Source organism: Thermus sp. KWY1, from assembly GCF_057547025.1.
Genome location: NZ_BAAJPG010000005.1, coordinates 16,710 through 31,436, shown reverse-complemented (window position 1 = coordinate 31,436; position 14,727 = coordinate 16,710). Strand labels below are relative to the sequence as shown.

General features: G+C 65.5%; 14 protein-coding genes. 10 read left to right on the top strand and 4 right to left on the bottom strand.

Annotation, left to right across the window (positions count from 1 at the left end):
• Complete coding sequence (locus AC27GT_RS01285) at window positions 1-771, bottom strand: class I SAM-dependent methyltransferase (protein ID WP_487223410.1); 771 nt, start codon at window positions 769-771, stop codon at window positions 1-3.
• Window positions 772-859: 88 nt separating this feature from the next.
• On the opposite strand from AC27GT_RS01285, the gene AC27GT_RS01280 reads away from it, so the two are divergent.
• Genes AC27GT_RS01280 through nikC form a run of 3 tightly spaced genes read left to right on the top strand, consistent with a single transcriptional unit; the run spans window position 860 to window position 4,297 of the window.
• Entirely contained in the window at window positions 860-2,422 is a 1,563-nt protein-coding gene (locus tag AC27GT_RS01280; RefSeq protein WP_487223409.1) for an ABC transporter substrate-binding protein, read from the top strand.
• A 50-nt stretch (window positions 2,423-2,472) separates the two neighbouring features.
• A complete protein-coding gene (locus AC27GT_RS01275) occupies window positions 2,473-3,480 on the top strand; it encodes an ABC transporter permease (protein ID WP_015716975.1) in 1,008 nt (335 codons plus the stop codon).
• Complete coding sequence (gene nikC, locus AC27GT_RS01270) at window positions 3,473-4,297, top strand: nickel transporter permease (protein ID WP_015716976.1); 825 nt, start codon at window positions 3,473-3,475, stop codon at window positions 4,295-4,297. The genes AC27GT_RS01275 and nikC overlap by 8 nt, the downstream gene beginning before the upstream one ends.
• Here the strand turns inward: nikC and nagA are convergent.
• Genes nagA through AC27GT_RS01255 form a run of 3 tightly spaced genes read right to left on the bottom strand, consistent with a single transcriptional unit; the run spans window position 4,294 to window position 7,086 of the window.
• Window positions 4,294-5,367: an N-acetylglucosamine-6-phosphate deacetylase gene (gene nagA, locus AC27GT_RS01265; protein WP_148228646.1), complete on the bottom strand. Its 1,074-nt coding sequence runs from the start codon at window positions 5,365-5,367 to the stop codon at window positions 4,294-4,296. The two genes, nikC and nagA, sit on opposite strands and share 4 nt — an antisense overlap.
• 4 nt (window positions 5,368-5,371) lie before the next feature.
• A complete protein-coding gene (locus AC27GT_RS01260; RefSeq protein WP_054391774.1) occupies window positions 5,372-6,412 on the bottom strand; it encodes an anhydro-N-acetylmuramic acid kinase in 1,041 nt (346 codons plus the stop codon).
• Window positions 6,409-7,086: a GntR family transcriptional regulator gene (locus AC27GT_RS01255; protein WP_015716979.1), complete on the bottom strand. Its 678-nt coding sequence runs from the start codon at window positions 7,084-7,086 to the stop codon at window positions 6,409-6,411. Before AC27GT_RS01255 ends, AC27GT_RS01260 begins: the two co-directional genes overlap by 4 nt.
• Window positions 7,087-7,139: 53 nt before the next feature.
• Here AC27GT_RS01255 and AC27GT_RS01250 point away from each other — a divergent pair, with 53 nt between their 5' ends.
• From AC27GT_RS01250 to lysA, 7 genes are read left to right on the top strand one after another with little or no spacing between them, the layout of a single operon-like run.
• A complete protein-coding gene (locus tag AC27GT_RS01250) occupies window positions 7,140-8,117 on the top strand; it encodes a serine hydrolase domain-containing protein (protein ID WP_015716980.1) in 978 nt (325 codons plus the stop codon).
• Window positions 8,114-8,974 carry an N-acetylmuramic acid 6-phosphate etherase gene (locus AC27GT_RS01245; protein ID WP_015716981.1) on the top strand — a complete coding sequence of 287 codons (861 nt, stop codon included), beginning with the start codon at window positions 8,114-8,116 and terminating at the stop codon, window positions 8,972-8,974. Before AC27GT_RS01250 ends, AC27GT_RS01245 begins: the two co-directional genes overlap by 4 nt.
• Complete coding sequence (locus AC27GT_RS01240; protein WP_054391775.1) at window positions 8,971-10,482, top strand: glycoside hydrolase family 3 N-terminal domain-containing protein; 1,512 nt, start codon at window positions 8,971-8,973, stop codon at window positions 10,480-10,482. Before AC27GT_RS01245 ends, AC27GT_RS01240 begins: the two co-directional genes overlap by 4 nt.
• The gene (locus AC27GT_RS01235; RefSeq protein ID WP_015716983.1) at window positions 10,479-11,753 is read left to right on the top strand and encodes an ABC transporter substrate-binding protein; all 1,275 of its coding nucleotides are present in this window, start codon (window positions 10,479-10,481) and stop codon (window positions 11,751-11,753) included. Before AC27GT_RS01240 ends, AC27GT_RS01235 begins: the two co-directional genes overlap by 4 nt.
• Before the next feature lie 22 nt (window positions 11,754-11,775).
• Window positions 11,776-12,738, top strand: coding sequence for a carbohydrate ABC transporter permease (locus AC27GT_RS01230; RefSeq protein ID WP_015716984.1), 963 nt, complete (start codon window positions 11,776-11,778; stop codon window positions 12,736-12,738).
• A complete protein-coding gene (locus AC27GT_RS01225; RefSeq protein ID WP_015716985.1) occupies window positions 12,735-13,562 on the top strand; it encodes a carbohydrate ABC transporter permease in 828 nt (275 codons plus the stop codon). Before AC27GT_RS01230 ends, AC27GT_RS01225 begins: the two co-directional genes overlap by 4 nt.
• A 1-nt stretch (window position 13,563) precedes the next feature.
• On the top strand, window positions 13,564-14,727 hold the full coding sequence (gene lysA / locus AC27GT_RS01220) for a diaminopimelate decarboxylase (RefSeq protein ID WP_487223408.1): 1,164 nt from the start codon (window positions 13,564-13,566) through the stop codon (window positions 14,725-14,727).

Below are 14,727 nucleotides of genomic sequence, written 5' to 3'. Positions count from 1 at the left end.
CTAGCCCTTCAGGGCCACCAGGACCATCCGGCGCTTGATGAGGATGCGGTCCCCTGGCCCTTCCTGGACCACCAGGGGGCGGATTCCGGGGGAAGCCTGGGCCAAAACCTCCTCCACCCGCTTCGCTTCCCACCCTTTTGGGTCCAGGGGATAGAGCCACTCAGGCCAGGTCACTTCCTCCTCAAACGCCTCCAGGTGGAGGAGGCTTAAGCCCACCTCTTGAATGAGCCCTTGCCATTCCTCCACGGTGTACGCCTGCACGTGGGAGTTATCCCGGGCTGCCTCGAGGGCGTTGAAGAGTTGGGCGGCTTCTGGGTTTTCCGGGGCCACCATGTCGGCGATTCCCAGACGGCCTCCTGGCTTCAGCACCCTGGCCATCTCGGCTAAGGCCCTGGCGATGCGGGGAAAGTGATGGGCGGCCCTCCGGGTGGTGACCAGATGGAACTCCCCCTCAGGAAAGGGCAGGGACTCGGCGTCTCCCACCAGGAAGCGGACATTGCGCAAGCCCCGTTCGCGGGCCGCCTGGCTGAAAGGTATGGCCATTTCTGGGGTCAGGTCGATCCCGATGACTTCCCGCACAAAAGGGGCCAGGGCCAAAGCCGTGTGGCCGGGACCCGTGGCCACATCCAGGGCTCTTTCCGAGGACCTGGGTTCTAAAAGCTCCAGCAACCTCTTCAGATCGCGGCCCCCGGCGTGGCTGATGCTTTGGGCATACCCCTGGGCGTGGCGGGAGAAAAAGCTCCGGGCCAGCTCCTTCTGTTTTTTGTCCACGGCTTCCTCCGGGTTTCATTTTACGTCCGGATGTTGACGAGGGCCTGGTGGCCCCTTAGGCTGAAGGTTGAACGGGAAGGAGGAGCGTATGAAGCGATGGGCGGTTTGGCTGTTGGCGTTCCTGGGCTTGGCCGTAGCCCAGGACCGGACCCAGGTGCTGGTTTACGGCGGGGATTGGACGGACCTGATCACCCTGGATCCCCAGGTGGTCTACGAGTTCAGCGGGGTGATGATCGCCGATAACCTCTATGAAACCCTGGTGCGCTTTGAGGGGAACGACCTCTCCACCCTGCGCCCAGGGCTGGCGGAAAGCTGGAAGGTGGAGCGGGGCACCAGCGACTGGATCCTCACCTTCAAGCTCCGTAAGGGGAGCCGGTTCTCCACCGGACGGGAGGTCACAGCCAAGGACGTGGTCTTTAGCTTTGAACGGGCTTTAGCCCTTAAGGGGCCCGGCTCGTTCCTGTTCACCGAGATCGCCCAGCTCAAGCCGGGGGCGACCAAGGCCCTGGACCCCTACACGGTGGAGGTGCGCATCCCCAAGACCGCTTCGCCACAGTCCTTCCTCTCCATCCTTACCTTTACCCTGGGGGGCATTGTGGACTCGGAGGAGGCCCAGAAAAACGCTAAGGGGAACGATTACGGCAAGGATTTCCTCACCAACAACTCCGCCGGGTCCGGCCCTTACCGCCTGGTGCGCTGGGACCGGGGAAACCAGGTGATCCTCGAGGCCAACCCCTACGCCCGCATCAAGCCCAAGGTCCAGCGGGTGGTTCTGCGCTACATCCAGGAGCCCGCGGTTCTCCGCACGGCCTTGGAGTCCGGGGAGATCGACATCGCCGAGGGCCTCACCCCGGAGGGTTTGCGGGCCATCGCCAACAACCCCCGCTTCAAGGTGGTCCGGGCGGAAACCCTGCGCCTTCAGTACCTGGGCATGAACATGAAGCCAGGAAGCCCCTTCGCTAACCCGAAGGTGCGGGAGGCGGTGCGCTATGCGGTGAACCAGGATGAGCTCATCCAGGGTCTCCTCCAAGGCAATGCCGTGAAGATCCAGACCTTCATCCCCAAGGGCCTTCTGGGATATAACCCTATCGCTCCCTACACCTATGACCCAGCGCGGGCGAGGAAGCTTCTGGCGGAGGCGGGTTACCCCCAGGGCCTGGAGTTTGAACTTCTTACCAGCACCGGGATCTGCGGCGGTGGGGTACCTTGCCCGGATGTGGCCGCCAAGCTGCAGGCCGACATGGCCAGGGCAGGCCTGAAGGCCAGGATCCGCGCCATTGCCAATGCTGAAGTGCTCAACATCTACCGGGCCCAGAACCATCAGATGGTCCTGGCCGGTTGGAGCCCGGACTTCCCCGATCCCGACGGCAACGCCACCCCCTGGGCGGACTATGGGGCCCGCTCCTTGGCCTGGCGCAACAGCTACAACGACGAGGTGGCGGCCAAGCTGGCCCGGCAAGCGGCCCTCGAGGCAGACCCCACCAAGCGCAAGGCCCTGTACAAGGTGCTCACAGAAAAGGTCCTGCGGGAGGGCCCCTACGTGGTCCTCTACCAGCCTGCCTTGCCCATCGGCCTTTCGGCCAAGGTGGAGGGATTTGTGAAGAACCCCATGATGTCCGTACCCCTCTGGCAGGTGAGCAAGCAACCCTAAAGGGATGGGGTATAGTTAGGCCCGCAGGCGCTGGCTTGCGGGCTTCTGCTATGGGCGCTTACATCCTGAGGCGGCTTTTCATGGTGGTCTTCGTGGGGGTGGGCATCACCTTCATCACCTTCTTCATCGCCCAGGTGATCCCCATAGATCCGGCGGCAGCGGCTTTGGGCGAGAATGCCAGGGAGGAGCAGATCCGTGAGTTTCGGGAGCGCTACGGCCTGGACAAGCCCCTGCTGGTTCAGTATGGCATCTATCTGCAACGGCTTTTGCACCTGGACCTAGGGCGCTCCCTGCGCACGGGGCGCCCGGTGGCCGAGGACCTCCGGGAGTTTTTCCCCGCCACCTTGGAGCTGGCCCTGGCCGCCTTTTGGGTGGCTATCCTCCTGGGTATACCCGCCGGGGTGTGGGCGGCCTTAAGGCAGAACCGGGTGCCGGACCTCCTGGTACGGCTTATGGCCCTTCTCCTCGGCTCCACCCCTGTTTTTTTCCTGGCCATCCTCCTTCTGGATCTCCTGCACCGTAGGCTTGGGGTTTTGCCGGGTCCAGGAAGGCTGGATCCCTACCTCATCCCTCCTCCGCCGGTTACGGGCATGGTGACCGTGGACGCCCTCCTGGCCCGCGACTTCGCAGCCTTTCAGGATGCCCTGGCCCACCTTTTCCTGCCGGCCTTCGTCCTGGGCTCCGCCTCGGCCGCCTTGCTGGCCCGCATGGTGCGGGCGGCCATGCTGGAGGTGCTTTCCCAGGACTATGTGCGTACCGCCTGGGCTAAGGGGCTTTCTGAGCGCCAGGTGGTGCTCCGCCACGCCTTGAAAAACGCTGCCCTGCCCGTTCTTACCCTTCTGGGCGGGCTCATGGGTGGGCTTTTGTCGGGAGCGGTGCTCACGGAAACCATCTTTTCCTGGCCCGGCCTAGGCCGTTACGTGACCCAGTCGGCCACCAGCCTAGACTTTCCTGCGGTTATGGGGGTGACCCTCCTGGTAGGGGTCATCTACTCGCTGCTGAACCTGGTGGTGGACCTCCTTTACGCTCTTCTGGACCCGAGGATCCGGTATGCGTAAGTTCCTGCGCCGGTTTTTCCGCAACCCTGGGGCCGTTTTGGGCCTCGCCTTGCTGATTCTTCTCATTCTTGTGGCCCTTTTGGGACCCATTGTGGCCGGGGATCCTTTGGAACAGAACCTGCTGGAGCGGTTAAAGCCCCCGGGTCCTGGGCATCCCCTGGGCACCGACCAGCTTGGGCGGGATGTCTGGGCCCGGGTGGTTCATGGGACCAGGATTAGCCTTGGGGTAGGCTTCGGGGTGGTCCTTCTGGCCAGCTTTTTGGGCGTGAGCGTGGGCCTCTTGGCGGGCGGGCTTGGCGGGGTGTGGGACAACCTCCTCATGCGCCTCACCGACATCTTCTTTGCCTTTCCCTCCCTGATTCTGGCCATGGCCATCGCCGCCGCCTTGGGCCCGAACCTTACCAACACCGTCATCGCTGTGGCCCTGGTTACCTGGCCCATCTACGCCAGGTTGGTGCGGGCCCAGGTGCTGGCCTTGCGGGAGCGGGAGTTCGTGGAGGCAGCCAGGGCCTTGGGGGCAGGCCAAGGCCGGATTCTTTTCCGGCACCTCCTTCCCAATGCCCTTACCCCCGTGCTGGTGCAGGCCAGCTACGAGGTGGGGGCCGCCATTCTGACCGCTGCGGGACTTTCCTTTATCGGCTTTGGCGCCCAGCCCCCCACCCCGGAGTGGGGGGCCATGGTGGCGGAAACCCGCAACTACATGGCCGAGGCTCCCTGGGCGGCCACAGCCCCGGCGGTGGGGATTCTGCTCACGGTTTTGGCCTTTAACCTCCTGGGGGATGGGCTTAGGGATGTGCTGGACCCCAGGGGACACTAGGCCAGCTGTTCCCCTTCCAGGTACACCTCCAGCACCCTTAGGGCCTTGTCCAGCACCACGAGATCCGCCCGCTTCCCCAAGGCGATCTCCCCCCGGTCCGAAAGGCCCAGGTACCGGGCCGGGTACAGGGATAGCCGCTTGGCCGCCTCCTCCAGGGGCACGCCCCAGGCCACCAGGTTCCTTAAGGCCTGGTCCAGGGTAAGGGTGCTCCCCGCCAGGGACTCCCCCAGCCACACCCCCTCCTTTCGCTTCTCCACCCGATGGGCCCCCAGGGGATAGGTGCCCTCCGGCATCCCCGCCGCGGCCACGGCGTCGCTCACAAAGTACAGCCCGGGAATGGCCTTCAGAGCCAGTCGGATGGCGGCCGGGTGCACATGCAGGCCATCGGGGATGATCTCGGCCCATTCCCCCCGTTCCAGGGCCAGGCCCACCACCCCCGGGGCCCGGTGGTGCAGGCCGGTCATGGCGTTATAGAGGTGGGTGAAGCCCACCGCCCCTGCCTCCAGGGCGGATAGGGCCTCCTCGTAGCGGGCTTCCGTGTGCCCGAGCTGGACCCGAATGCCCTTTTCCGCCAGGAAGCGGATGAGTTCTAGGGCCCCGGGAAGCTCGGGGGCCAGGGTAATGACCCGCACGGGAGCCAGGGAGAGAAGATGGCTGGCTATTTCCCTATCCGGGGGAAGGGGGAAGGGGGGCTGGGCTCCCAGGCGGTTTGGGCTGATGAAAGGACCCTCCAGGTGAACGCCCAGAAGGGCCTTTCCCCAAGGGCCTTCCATGGCCGCCTGCGCTCCTTTGAGGGCTCTTTCCAGGTCGGCCAGGGGGGCGGTGACGGTGGTGGCGAGGAGGCCCGTGGTGCCGTGCTGGAGGTGGAAGCGCAAGGTGGCTTCTATTCCCTCCTGGCCTTCCATCACCTCCCTTCCGCCTCCCCCGTGCACGTGGAGGTCCAGGAAGCCCGGGAGGATGTAGGGGCCCTCCACGGGAGCCTCCTCTATGGCCTCGATGCGCTCGCCGAAGTGGAGCCTGCCCCGTACGAAGCCTTGGGGAGTCAGGATGGAGCCTGCTAGCACAACCACCTCCTTATCCGGGTTCCACCCGTTGCCCGGCCCTAAGGTCCCGGCCACCTGTGGCCCGGCCCAGTACGTTCACCTCACCTATGGCGTGGAGGTAGCCCAATAGGGCGAAGGCCAGGGCTTCCCGCACCTTGGGGTTTTCCATCACGGATACGGGGAGATGTTGGGAAAGAAGCGCCACCAAAACCCGATTTCTCGCTCCACCCCCGGCCAGGAGGACCTCGTCCACCTGGCCCACAAAGCGCCGGTAGGCCTCGAGGATGCTCCGGGCGGTGAGTTCCAAGAGGCTACGGAGAAGGCGGCCGGGATCCTGGGGCAAGGGCGAGAGGTGCGCAAGCCGCCAGACCTCCCGGCCCGTGGTCTTGGGTGGGGGAGCCTGGAAGTAGGGATGGGAAAGCCAGGTCTTAAGGGCCTCCTCATCGGGCTTGGCTTTCTCGGCCAGGGCCGTGGCTTCTTCCCAGATGAGCCCCAGGATACCAGCAGCCTCATCAAAAAAGCAGACCCCAGGCCCGGTATCAAAGGCCAGCAGGGAGCTGGGATCCTTTCCGTGGAAATAGGTTAGGTTGGAGATGCCCCCGAGGTTGTGAACGGCCTTGCGCTTTCCCGCCTCTCCGTAAAGAAGGAGGTCTGGATAGGCCACCAGGGGAGCCCCCTGGCCTCCTGCGGCCAGGTCCATGCTCCGGAAGCCGTAGACCACCGGCACCTCGAGGCCCAGGGCCAGGTGGCTGGGTTCCCCAAGTTGGAAGGTGGCCCTGGGTGGCTCATGCCAGATGGTCTGGCCCGAAAGGGCCACCAGCTCAGCACTTCCCCTGAAGGGGAGCGCAGCCTCCAGATAGAACCGCCCCAGGTCGTGGTGGAGGAGAGCGATCTCCCGGGTGTCCGCGTGGCGCATGGCCCGGAGTACCCGCATCCTTAGCTCCTCCGGGTAGGCCACCTCCCGGTGGGCCAGGACCCGGTGAGCCACCTCCGGAGGGGAGCCTGTGAACTCCGCCAGGACCAGGTCCACCCCGTCGGCGCTGGTTCCCGACATGAGGCCCAGTACCCTCATGAGAGCTCCACCAAAAGCTCGTACCGGTCCGCCCGGTACCAGCTCTTCACCCGTTCTACTGGCCTTCCGTCCTGGAGGTAGCTTATCCGCTCCAGGTGAAGGAGGGGGCTTCCCGGCTCCACCCCAAGCAGCCTGGCCTCTTCCCGGGCGGCCACGGCCCGGAGGCGTTGCAGGGCGCGCACGGGCCTCAAGCCCTTGGCCTCGAGGGCCTGGTAGAGGGAACCTGGGGGGACCTCATCCAGAGCCCAGGCGGGCAGGGTGGCCCGTTCCAGGGCCATGGGCTCTCCGTCCGCAAGCCTAAGGCGCACCAGGCGGAGCACCTCCTCCCCCGGGGAAAGCCCCAGGGCCATGGCCTCCTCTGGGGTGGCAGGGCCTTTCTCCACGCCCAGGATCCTGGTGCTGGGCTTCATGCCCAGGGCCTCCATTTCCTCGCTGAAACCCCTGAGCCGGGTGCGGAAGGTGGCCCTTTTGGCCACAAAGGTGCCGCTTCCTTGCCGGCGGACCACCAAGCCTTCCTCCTCCAGAAGGTCCAAGGCCTTGCGCACGCTATCCCGGGATACCCCGAAGGCCTCGGACAAGGCCCGTTCCGGGGGGAGGGCGTCCTGGAAGTTGCCCTGAAGGATGCCCTCCCTGAGCCGTCGGGCCAGTTCCAGGTAAAGGGGGCCGTGGGCCATGGCGATATTCTACCACTTGCCTACCAATGGCAGGCCGTTATACACTTGGGGCCATGCGGGCCAGGGCCCTTTTGGAGGAGGCGGTGGCCAGGGGTGTGGTTCCTGGGGCGGCCCTTGGGATAGTCCATGCGGATGGCCGTAAGGAGGTCTTCCACCTGGGGTTGGCCCAAAGGATACCCGAACCGGTTCCCCTGGAGGAGGGCTTTTACTTTGACCTGGCGAGCCTTACCAAACCGCTTTTCACCTTGCGGGAGGTGCTGAGGGCGGTGGAGGAGGGCCTTTTGGATCTGGATGACCCCCTCTCCCAGCACCTCCCCGAGATGCTCTGGCTTCAGGACCATCCCCTTAAGGGGGTAAGCGTGCGGGCTCTTTTGGCCCATACAGCGGGCCTCCCCGCCTGGGAGGCTTTGTACACCTGGGGGGAAGGGGAGGTTTTAAAGGCCCGGGTGCTCCAGCACCCCTGGCCCTTGGGCGAACCTCAGTACTCGGATATCGGCTACATTCTCCTGGGCCTTCTCCTGGAACGCCTAAGGGGTAAGCCCCTTGGGGCGTTTCCCTTGCCCCCTGGCCTTAGCTTCTCCCCGCCTCCGGAGCGGAGCGTGGCCACGGAGCTTTGCCCCTGGAGGAAGCGGGTGCTCCGGGGAGAGGTGCATGATGAAAACGCCTTTGCCCTTGGGGGGGCGGCCGGGCATGCAGGGCTTTTCGGCACCCTGGAGGGCGTTCTGGACCAGCTTGCGGCTATCCTGGGGGGCACCTGGCTTTCGCGGGCAGCCCTGGAGGAAATGCAGAGGCCCCACGGGGAAAGGCTTTTGGGTTGGGAGAGGAAGAGGCCTGGCTGGCAAGGGGGGAGCCTGGCTTCGGAAAAGGCTTTCGGCCACACGGGCTTCACCGGGGTGGGGGTGTGGGTGGACCCGGAGCGGGGGTACGCCTGGGCTCTTCTGACCAACGCCGTGCACCCGACCCGGCACCGGTCCTCCCTGGCCCCCCTGCGCCGGGCGGTGGGAAATGCCCTGGCTGCGGAGGTGGTATGACGGAAGGCGTGGCCCAGCGCTACCGGGACCTGGACCTCTGGCCCGCAGGGGAGGTCCTCGAGGCCCTTTACGAGGCCCAGCTCCGGGCCGTGGCCGCCCTTAAGGAGGCCCTTCCTGCCCTGGAGAAAGCCGCCGGGGCCGCGGTGGAGCGTCTACGGGCAGGGGGCTACCTGGCCTACGCCGGGGCAGGGACCAGCGGGCGGCTGGCGGTGCTGGATGGGGTGGAGCTCCTGCCCACCTTTGGCTTCAGCCGGGTGCGCTTCCTCTTGGCCGGTGGGGAAAGGGCCTTTTCCGAGGCGGTGGAGGGCGCGGAGGACGACCTGGAGGGGGGGCTAACCCTGGGAAGGAGTGTGGCTCCTAAGGATGTCCTCCTGGCGGTGGCGGCCAGCGGCCAGACTCCCTTTACCCTCGGGGTGCTGCGGGGGGCCAAGGAACAGGGAGCCCTGACCGTGGCCCTGGCCAACAACCCGGGAACTCCCCTCCTTCTGGAGGCGGACCATCCCATCCTTCTCAACACCGGGCCCGAGCCCATCGCCGGGAGCACCCGCCTGGGGGCAGGCACGGCCCAGAAGGTGGCCCTGAACCTTTTTTCCACCTTGGTGATGGTGCGTTTGGGCCGGGTGTATGGGAACCGCATGGCCCGCATGCGGGTGCAAAACGCCAAGCTCCGGACCCGGGCCGCGGAGATGGTGAAGGAGATGGCGGGGGTTTCGGGGGAGGAAGCGAAGAGGCTTCTGGAAGTCTACCGGGACCCCGCCTTGGCGGCCTTGGTGGCCTTGGGCCTGGGGGCGGAGGAAGCCTTGGCCCTCCTGGAGGAAAAGGGGGTCAGGGGGGCTTTGGCGGAGGTGAGGAGGTGAGGCTTTTGGCCATCCTGGCGGGAATGGGCATGGCGGCGGCCCAGGCGGGAAACTTTCTCATCGTGAGCTTCAAGGGGGAAGAGGTGCCGGTGGCCCTTCTCAAGGAGATCCGTCCCGCCGGGGTCATCCTTTACCCCTCCAACCTCCGCCGGGATCCCCAGGGGGTGGTGGCCCGTCTCAGGGCCTTGGATCCCAAGCTTCTTCTCCTGGTGGACCAGGAGGGGGGACCCTTTACCTCCTACCGGGAGGGGGTGGTGCGCTTCCCCTCGGCCATGGCCCTTTCCGCCAGCGGGGATGAGGGCCTGGTGGAGCGGGTGGGCTGGGCCCTGGGGTGCCAGGTGCGGCGGCTTGGGGCGGATGTGAACCTGGCGCCGGTTCTGGACGTGAACACCAACCCCGACAACCCCATCATTGGCCTCCGCTCCTTCGGCGCCGACCCCGAGCGGGTGGCCCGCATGGGCCTGGCCTTTGCCCGGGGGGTTTTGCGCTCCGGGGCGAAGCCCGTGGGCAAGCACTTCCCCGGGCATGGGGACACGGGGGTGGACTCCCACCTGGACCTGCCCCGGGTGGATAAGCCCAAGGAGGCCCTGGAGGGAGCGGAGCTCCTTCCCTTCCGCCGCTATGTGGCCGCGGGGATGCCGGCCCTCATGACCGCCCACATCCTCTTTCCCGCCTTGGATCCCAAATACCCCGCCACCCTTTCGGCCAAAATCCTCACAGGCTTGCTCCGGAGGGAGATGGGCTTTACCGGGGCCATCCTTACCGATGACATGGCTATGGGGGCCATCAAGCGCCACTACGGGGCGGGGGAGGCGGCGGTTCTGGCCGTGAAGGCCGGGGCCGATTTGCTCCTGCTGGAACCCGATGAGGCGGCCATCCGGGAGGTGCACGCCCGGCTCTCCCAGGCCCTGGGCCAGGAGATTCCCCTTTCCCGGGCGGAGGAGGCCAGAAGGCGGGCCCAGGGCCTTAAGGCAGGCCAGGGGGAATGCCCTTTCACCCCGAAGGAGGAGGAGGCTTTGGCCCTCGAGGCGGCCCGGCGGGGCGTGGTGCACCGCTTTGGCCCCCTGCCCATACCCGGTCAGGGAACCTTGGTCTTGGGCCTGAGGATCTCCGACCGCTACGGGGTGGAACCCACCCTGGCGGACCTTGCCCCCCAGTACCTTCCCGGAAGCCGGGGGCTCATCCTTTCGGAGGATCCCACCCCGGTGGAGATCCAGAAGGCCTTGGCGGAGGCCAGGAAGGCGGAGCGCCTGGTGGCCTCCACCTACCGCTGGCTTGGCGGTTTCAAGGAGGGGCAAAGGACCTTGGTGAAGGAGCTCCTGGCCCTGGGCAAACCCCTATACCTGGTGGCCTTGGGCAACCCCGACGACCTTCGCTTCCTTCCAGGGAAGCCCACGGGCTATCTGGCTACCCACGGCTACCGCGCGGTCCAGGTCCGGGCCGCGTTGGAGGCCCTCGCAGGGGTGTATGCCCCTACGGGGCAATGGGTCTTTGGAGGTGAACCATGAGAAGGTGGGTTGTGGTTGTTTTGGCGGTGCTCCTAGGGCTTGCGTCTGCCCAGAAGCTGGTCCTGGCCAGCTGGGGGAGCCAGGAGGAGATCAAGGCATACCAGGAGGTGCTTAAGGTCTTCCAGGAGAGGAACCCGGGTATCCAGGTGGAGTACATCAACATCCCCTCCGGGGAGTACCTGGCCAAGATCACCGCCATGATGGCGGCCGGTACCCCGCCGGATGTCTTCTTCCTCAACAACATAGACTTCCCGGGGATGGCCTCGAGGGGCGTGCTGGCTCCCCTGGACGCCTTTATCCAGCGGGACAAGTACCCCACCGCCGACATCTTCCCGGGCATCCTCAAGGCCTTCCAGTGGGAGGGGAAGCAGTATGGCCTGCCCCGGGATGTGTCCAACCTGGTGGTCTTCTATAACCGCACCCTCCTCCGGAAGGCGGGCCTGCCCGATCCCAAGCCCGACTGGACCTGGGAGGATTTCCTCCGCTACGCCAAGGCCCTCACCGTGGAAAAGGATGGCAAAAGGGTCCAGTGGGGGGTTTCCTTCCAGACCTTCTACCTCTTCTGGGAACCCTGGGTCTGGAGTGCGGGCGGGCGGTTTTATGCCCCTGACCACAGCCGGTTCCTGCTGAATAGCCCGGCGTCCCTGGAGGGCTTGCAGTTTTATCTGGACCTCCGCTACAAGCACCACGTGGCCCCCACTCCCGAGGAGGCCCAGGACCGCGGGGCCTTCACCATGTTCCTGAACGGACAGACGGGGATGATCGTGGACGGGCGCTGGCGGGTACCCACCCTTAAGGCCCGGGCCAAGTTCGACTTCGACGTGGTGCCCTTCCCCCGGGGCAAGGCCGGAAGCATCGTGGACATAGACGGCTCCGGCTGGGTGATGGCGGCCGGTTCCAGGAACCCGGAGGCCGCCTGGAAGCTCCTTTCCTTCCTGGCCGGCCCTGAGGCCAGCCGCATCTTCACCAGGACCGGGCTCATCATCCCCGCCCGGGGGGTAGATGTGAAGAATGTGGACCGCAGCATCCAAAGCCTCAAGGACTTCTTCGTGCCTCCGCCTCCCAAGAACCAGCAATACTTCCTCACGGTAAACCGCACGGCAAGGCCCACGGAAACCTTCGAGCGCTGGAACGAGGCCCTGCAACTCATCAACAAGGCCTTGGAACCCGTGTGGCAGGGTAAGGCGGAGCTGAAGGCAGCCCTGGACGGCGTGGCCCCCCAGGTGCAGAAGATTCTGGACGAGGTCCAGGCGGAGCGCAAGAAGCGCTAGACCCTAAGGCCAGGAGGCCCCCATGCGCGCCTATTACCGATTCCCCCTCCTCTTCCTCCTGCCCTCCTTGGTGGGCTTCCTGGCCTTCAACCTGGGGCCCATCCTCACCAGCCTCCTCCTTTCCTTCGTCGCCTACGATGGGTTAAGACCCCTTGGCCTGGCCACCTTCCGGGAGAGCTGGGTGGGCTTGGAGAACTACCGCCGGCTCCTCGAGGACCCCGTCTTCCACAAGGCTTTCTTCAACACCCTTTTCTACGTGGCGGTGGCGGTGCCCTTGGAGATCGTGTTGGCCTTGCTCCTGGCTTTGGGCTTGAACCGCCCTTGGCCCGGGGTGCGGTTCATCCGCACCCTCTACCTCCTGCCCACGGTGACCAGCGTGGTGGCGGTGGGCCTCCTTTGGCGCTGGATCCTGAACCCCACCGTGGGGCCAGTGAACCTCTTCCTGCGCTGGGTGGGGGAGAGGATGGAGGGTGCCTATGGCCTCTTGGGGTTAACCCCTCCCTCGTGGGTGGCGTGGCTGGCCCGGGAGGGACCCGGATGGCTTTCCGATCCAGCCTGGGCCATGTGGGGGGTGATCCTGGCCTCGGTGTGGGCGGGGGTAGGGTTAAGGATGCTGATCTTCCTGGCGGGACTGCAGAACATCAACAAGGAATACCTGGAGGCGGCCAGCCTGGACGGGGCCAACAACCTGCAGCGCTTCTTCTACATGGTTTTGCCCCTCCTTTCCCCCACGGTGTTTCTGAACACCCTTCTCGCCATGATCGGCGGTTTCCAGATGTTCGGCCTGGTGTACACCATGACCGGAGGAGGGCCCTTGGATTCCACCAACGTGCTGATGCTTTACCTGTACCGCAAGGCCTTCGGCGTCTTTCCCTTCGAGATGGGGTATGCTTCGGCCATCGCCTGGGTCCTCTTCCTCATCCTGTTTGCCCTCACCTACCTGCAGTGGACCCTGCGCAAGCGGTGGGTGGTGGAGGAAGCATGAGGCTTTTGGGGAGGCTCTGGGATTCCCTCGTCTACCTGGTCCTCCTGGCCGGGGGACTGAGCATGCTGGTGCCCTTCTTCTGGATGGTCTCCACCAGTCTGAAGGCGCCGGGGGCGGTTTTTGACCTCCCTGTGGAGGTCTGGCCCAAGGAGCTCCACTGGGAAAACTACCAGCGGGTCCTCACCAGCGTGCCTTTCGGCCGCTGGTACCTGAACTCCTTGGTGGTGGCCTTGGGCCTCACCTTCTTAAACCTGACCAGCGGGGCTATGGCGGGTTATGCCTTCGCCCGCTTCCGTTTTAGGGGGCAGGGGGCCTTGTTCCTCCTCTTCCTCGCCACCTTGATGATCCCCGTGCACGTGCTCATCATCCCCCTTTTCATCCTCATGCGGAACCTGGGCTGGGTGGACACCTACTACGCCCTTATTCTTCCCGGCCTCTTCGATGCCTTCGCTATCTTCCTCATGCGCCAGCACTTCCTGCACCTGCCCAGGGAGCTGGAGGAGGCGGCCATCATGGACGGGGCTACTCCCTGGCAGGTGTACTGGAAGGTGGCCCTGCCCCTGGCAGCCCCCGCCTTGGCCACCTTGGGCACCTTCACCTTTTTGGCGGGCTGGAACAGCTTCCTCTGGCCCCTTATCGTCACCAACTCCTTGGAGATGCGCCCCCTAACCGTGGGCTTGGCGGTCTTCCAGGGACAGTTTTCCACGGAGTGGACGGTACTCATGGCCGGGCTTACCCTGGGCACCATTCCGCCCATCCTGGTCTTTCTCCTGGCCCAGCGCTACTTCATCCAGGGCCTTACCCTGGGAAGCCTGAAGGGGTAGCATGCTGGATCCAACCTTTCAAGAAGCCTTGCTGGAAGCCCTGGATCGGTATCCCACGCCCTTTTACGCCTACGACTGGGGGCGGGTCCGGGCCCAGCTGGCGCGCCTGAGGGAGGCCTTCCCCTTTGCCCGTTTTTTCTACGCACTGAAGGCCAACCCCCGTCTTGGGCTTCTTCGGCGCCTCAGGGACCTTGGCCTCGGGGCCGAGGCGGTTTCCCTGGGGGAGGTGCTCCGGGCCTACCGGTCGGGCTTTGGCCCGGACCAGGTGGTGTGGAACGGCCCGGTTAAGACCCCGGAGGCCCTTACCGCCCTAAAGGGGCGGGAACCCCTTGTGGTCCTGGACTCCGAAGGGGATGTGGGGCGGGTGGCCCGGTACCTTCCCGGGGCCAGGGTGTTGTTGCGGGTGAACCCGGACCTCCCGGTGAACACCCACGGGCACCTGGCCACGGGCAGGGGGGAAAGCCAGTTTGGGGTGTTGCCAGAGGCGGTGCCGGGGCTGGTGAGAACTATCCGGGAAAAGGGGTTAACCTTTTTGGGCCTTCACCTGCACCTGGGTTCGGCCTTGAGCCGGGTGGAGGATTTCCTGGAAGGCTACGGGGTCCTCGAGGCTCTTTATCCCCAGGTGGGGCCGGTGGAGGTCTTGAACCTGGGAGGGGGCTTCGGCTTGGACCTCCCCCTGGAGGCTCTCCAAGGACCCATGAAGAGCCTGGCCCGGCTTTATGGGGCCCAGGTTTGGCTGGAGCCGGGAAGGTACCTGGTGGCCGAGGCAGGGGTCCTGGTGTCCAGGGTGGTGGGCCTGAAGGAAACCCGCAGGCGGTATGTGCTCCTGGATGCCGGGATGACCAGTCTCATCCGGCCTGCCCTTTACGGGGCCCGCCACCCCATCCTGCCCCTTTACCCTCGGGAAGGCCGGGAGGAAGGGATTTTTGACCTGGCGGGTCCCGCCTGCGAGGCAGGCGACATCCTGGAGCGGGAGGTGCGCCTGCCCGTGCCCCAGGAGGGGGAAGCCTTGGCTATCCTCGAGGCTGGAGCCTACGGGGCCAGCATGAGCCTTACCTACCTGGACACTCCAAGGCCCTTGGAGCTCCTTTGGACCGGGGCGGGGTGGGAGGTGCTTCGGACACGGGAGCCCTGGGAGCGGCTTTGGGAGGGGGAGGAGGCTTAG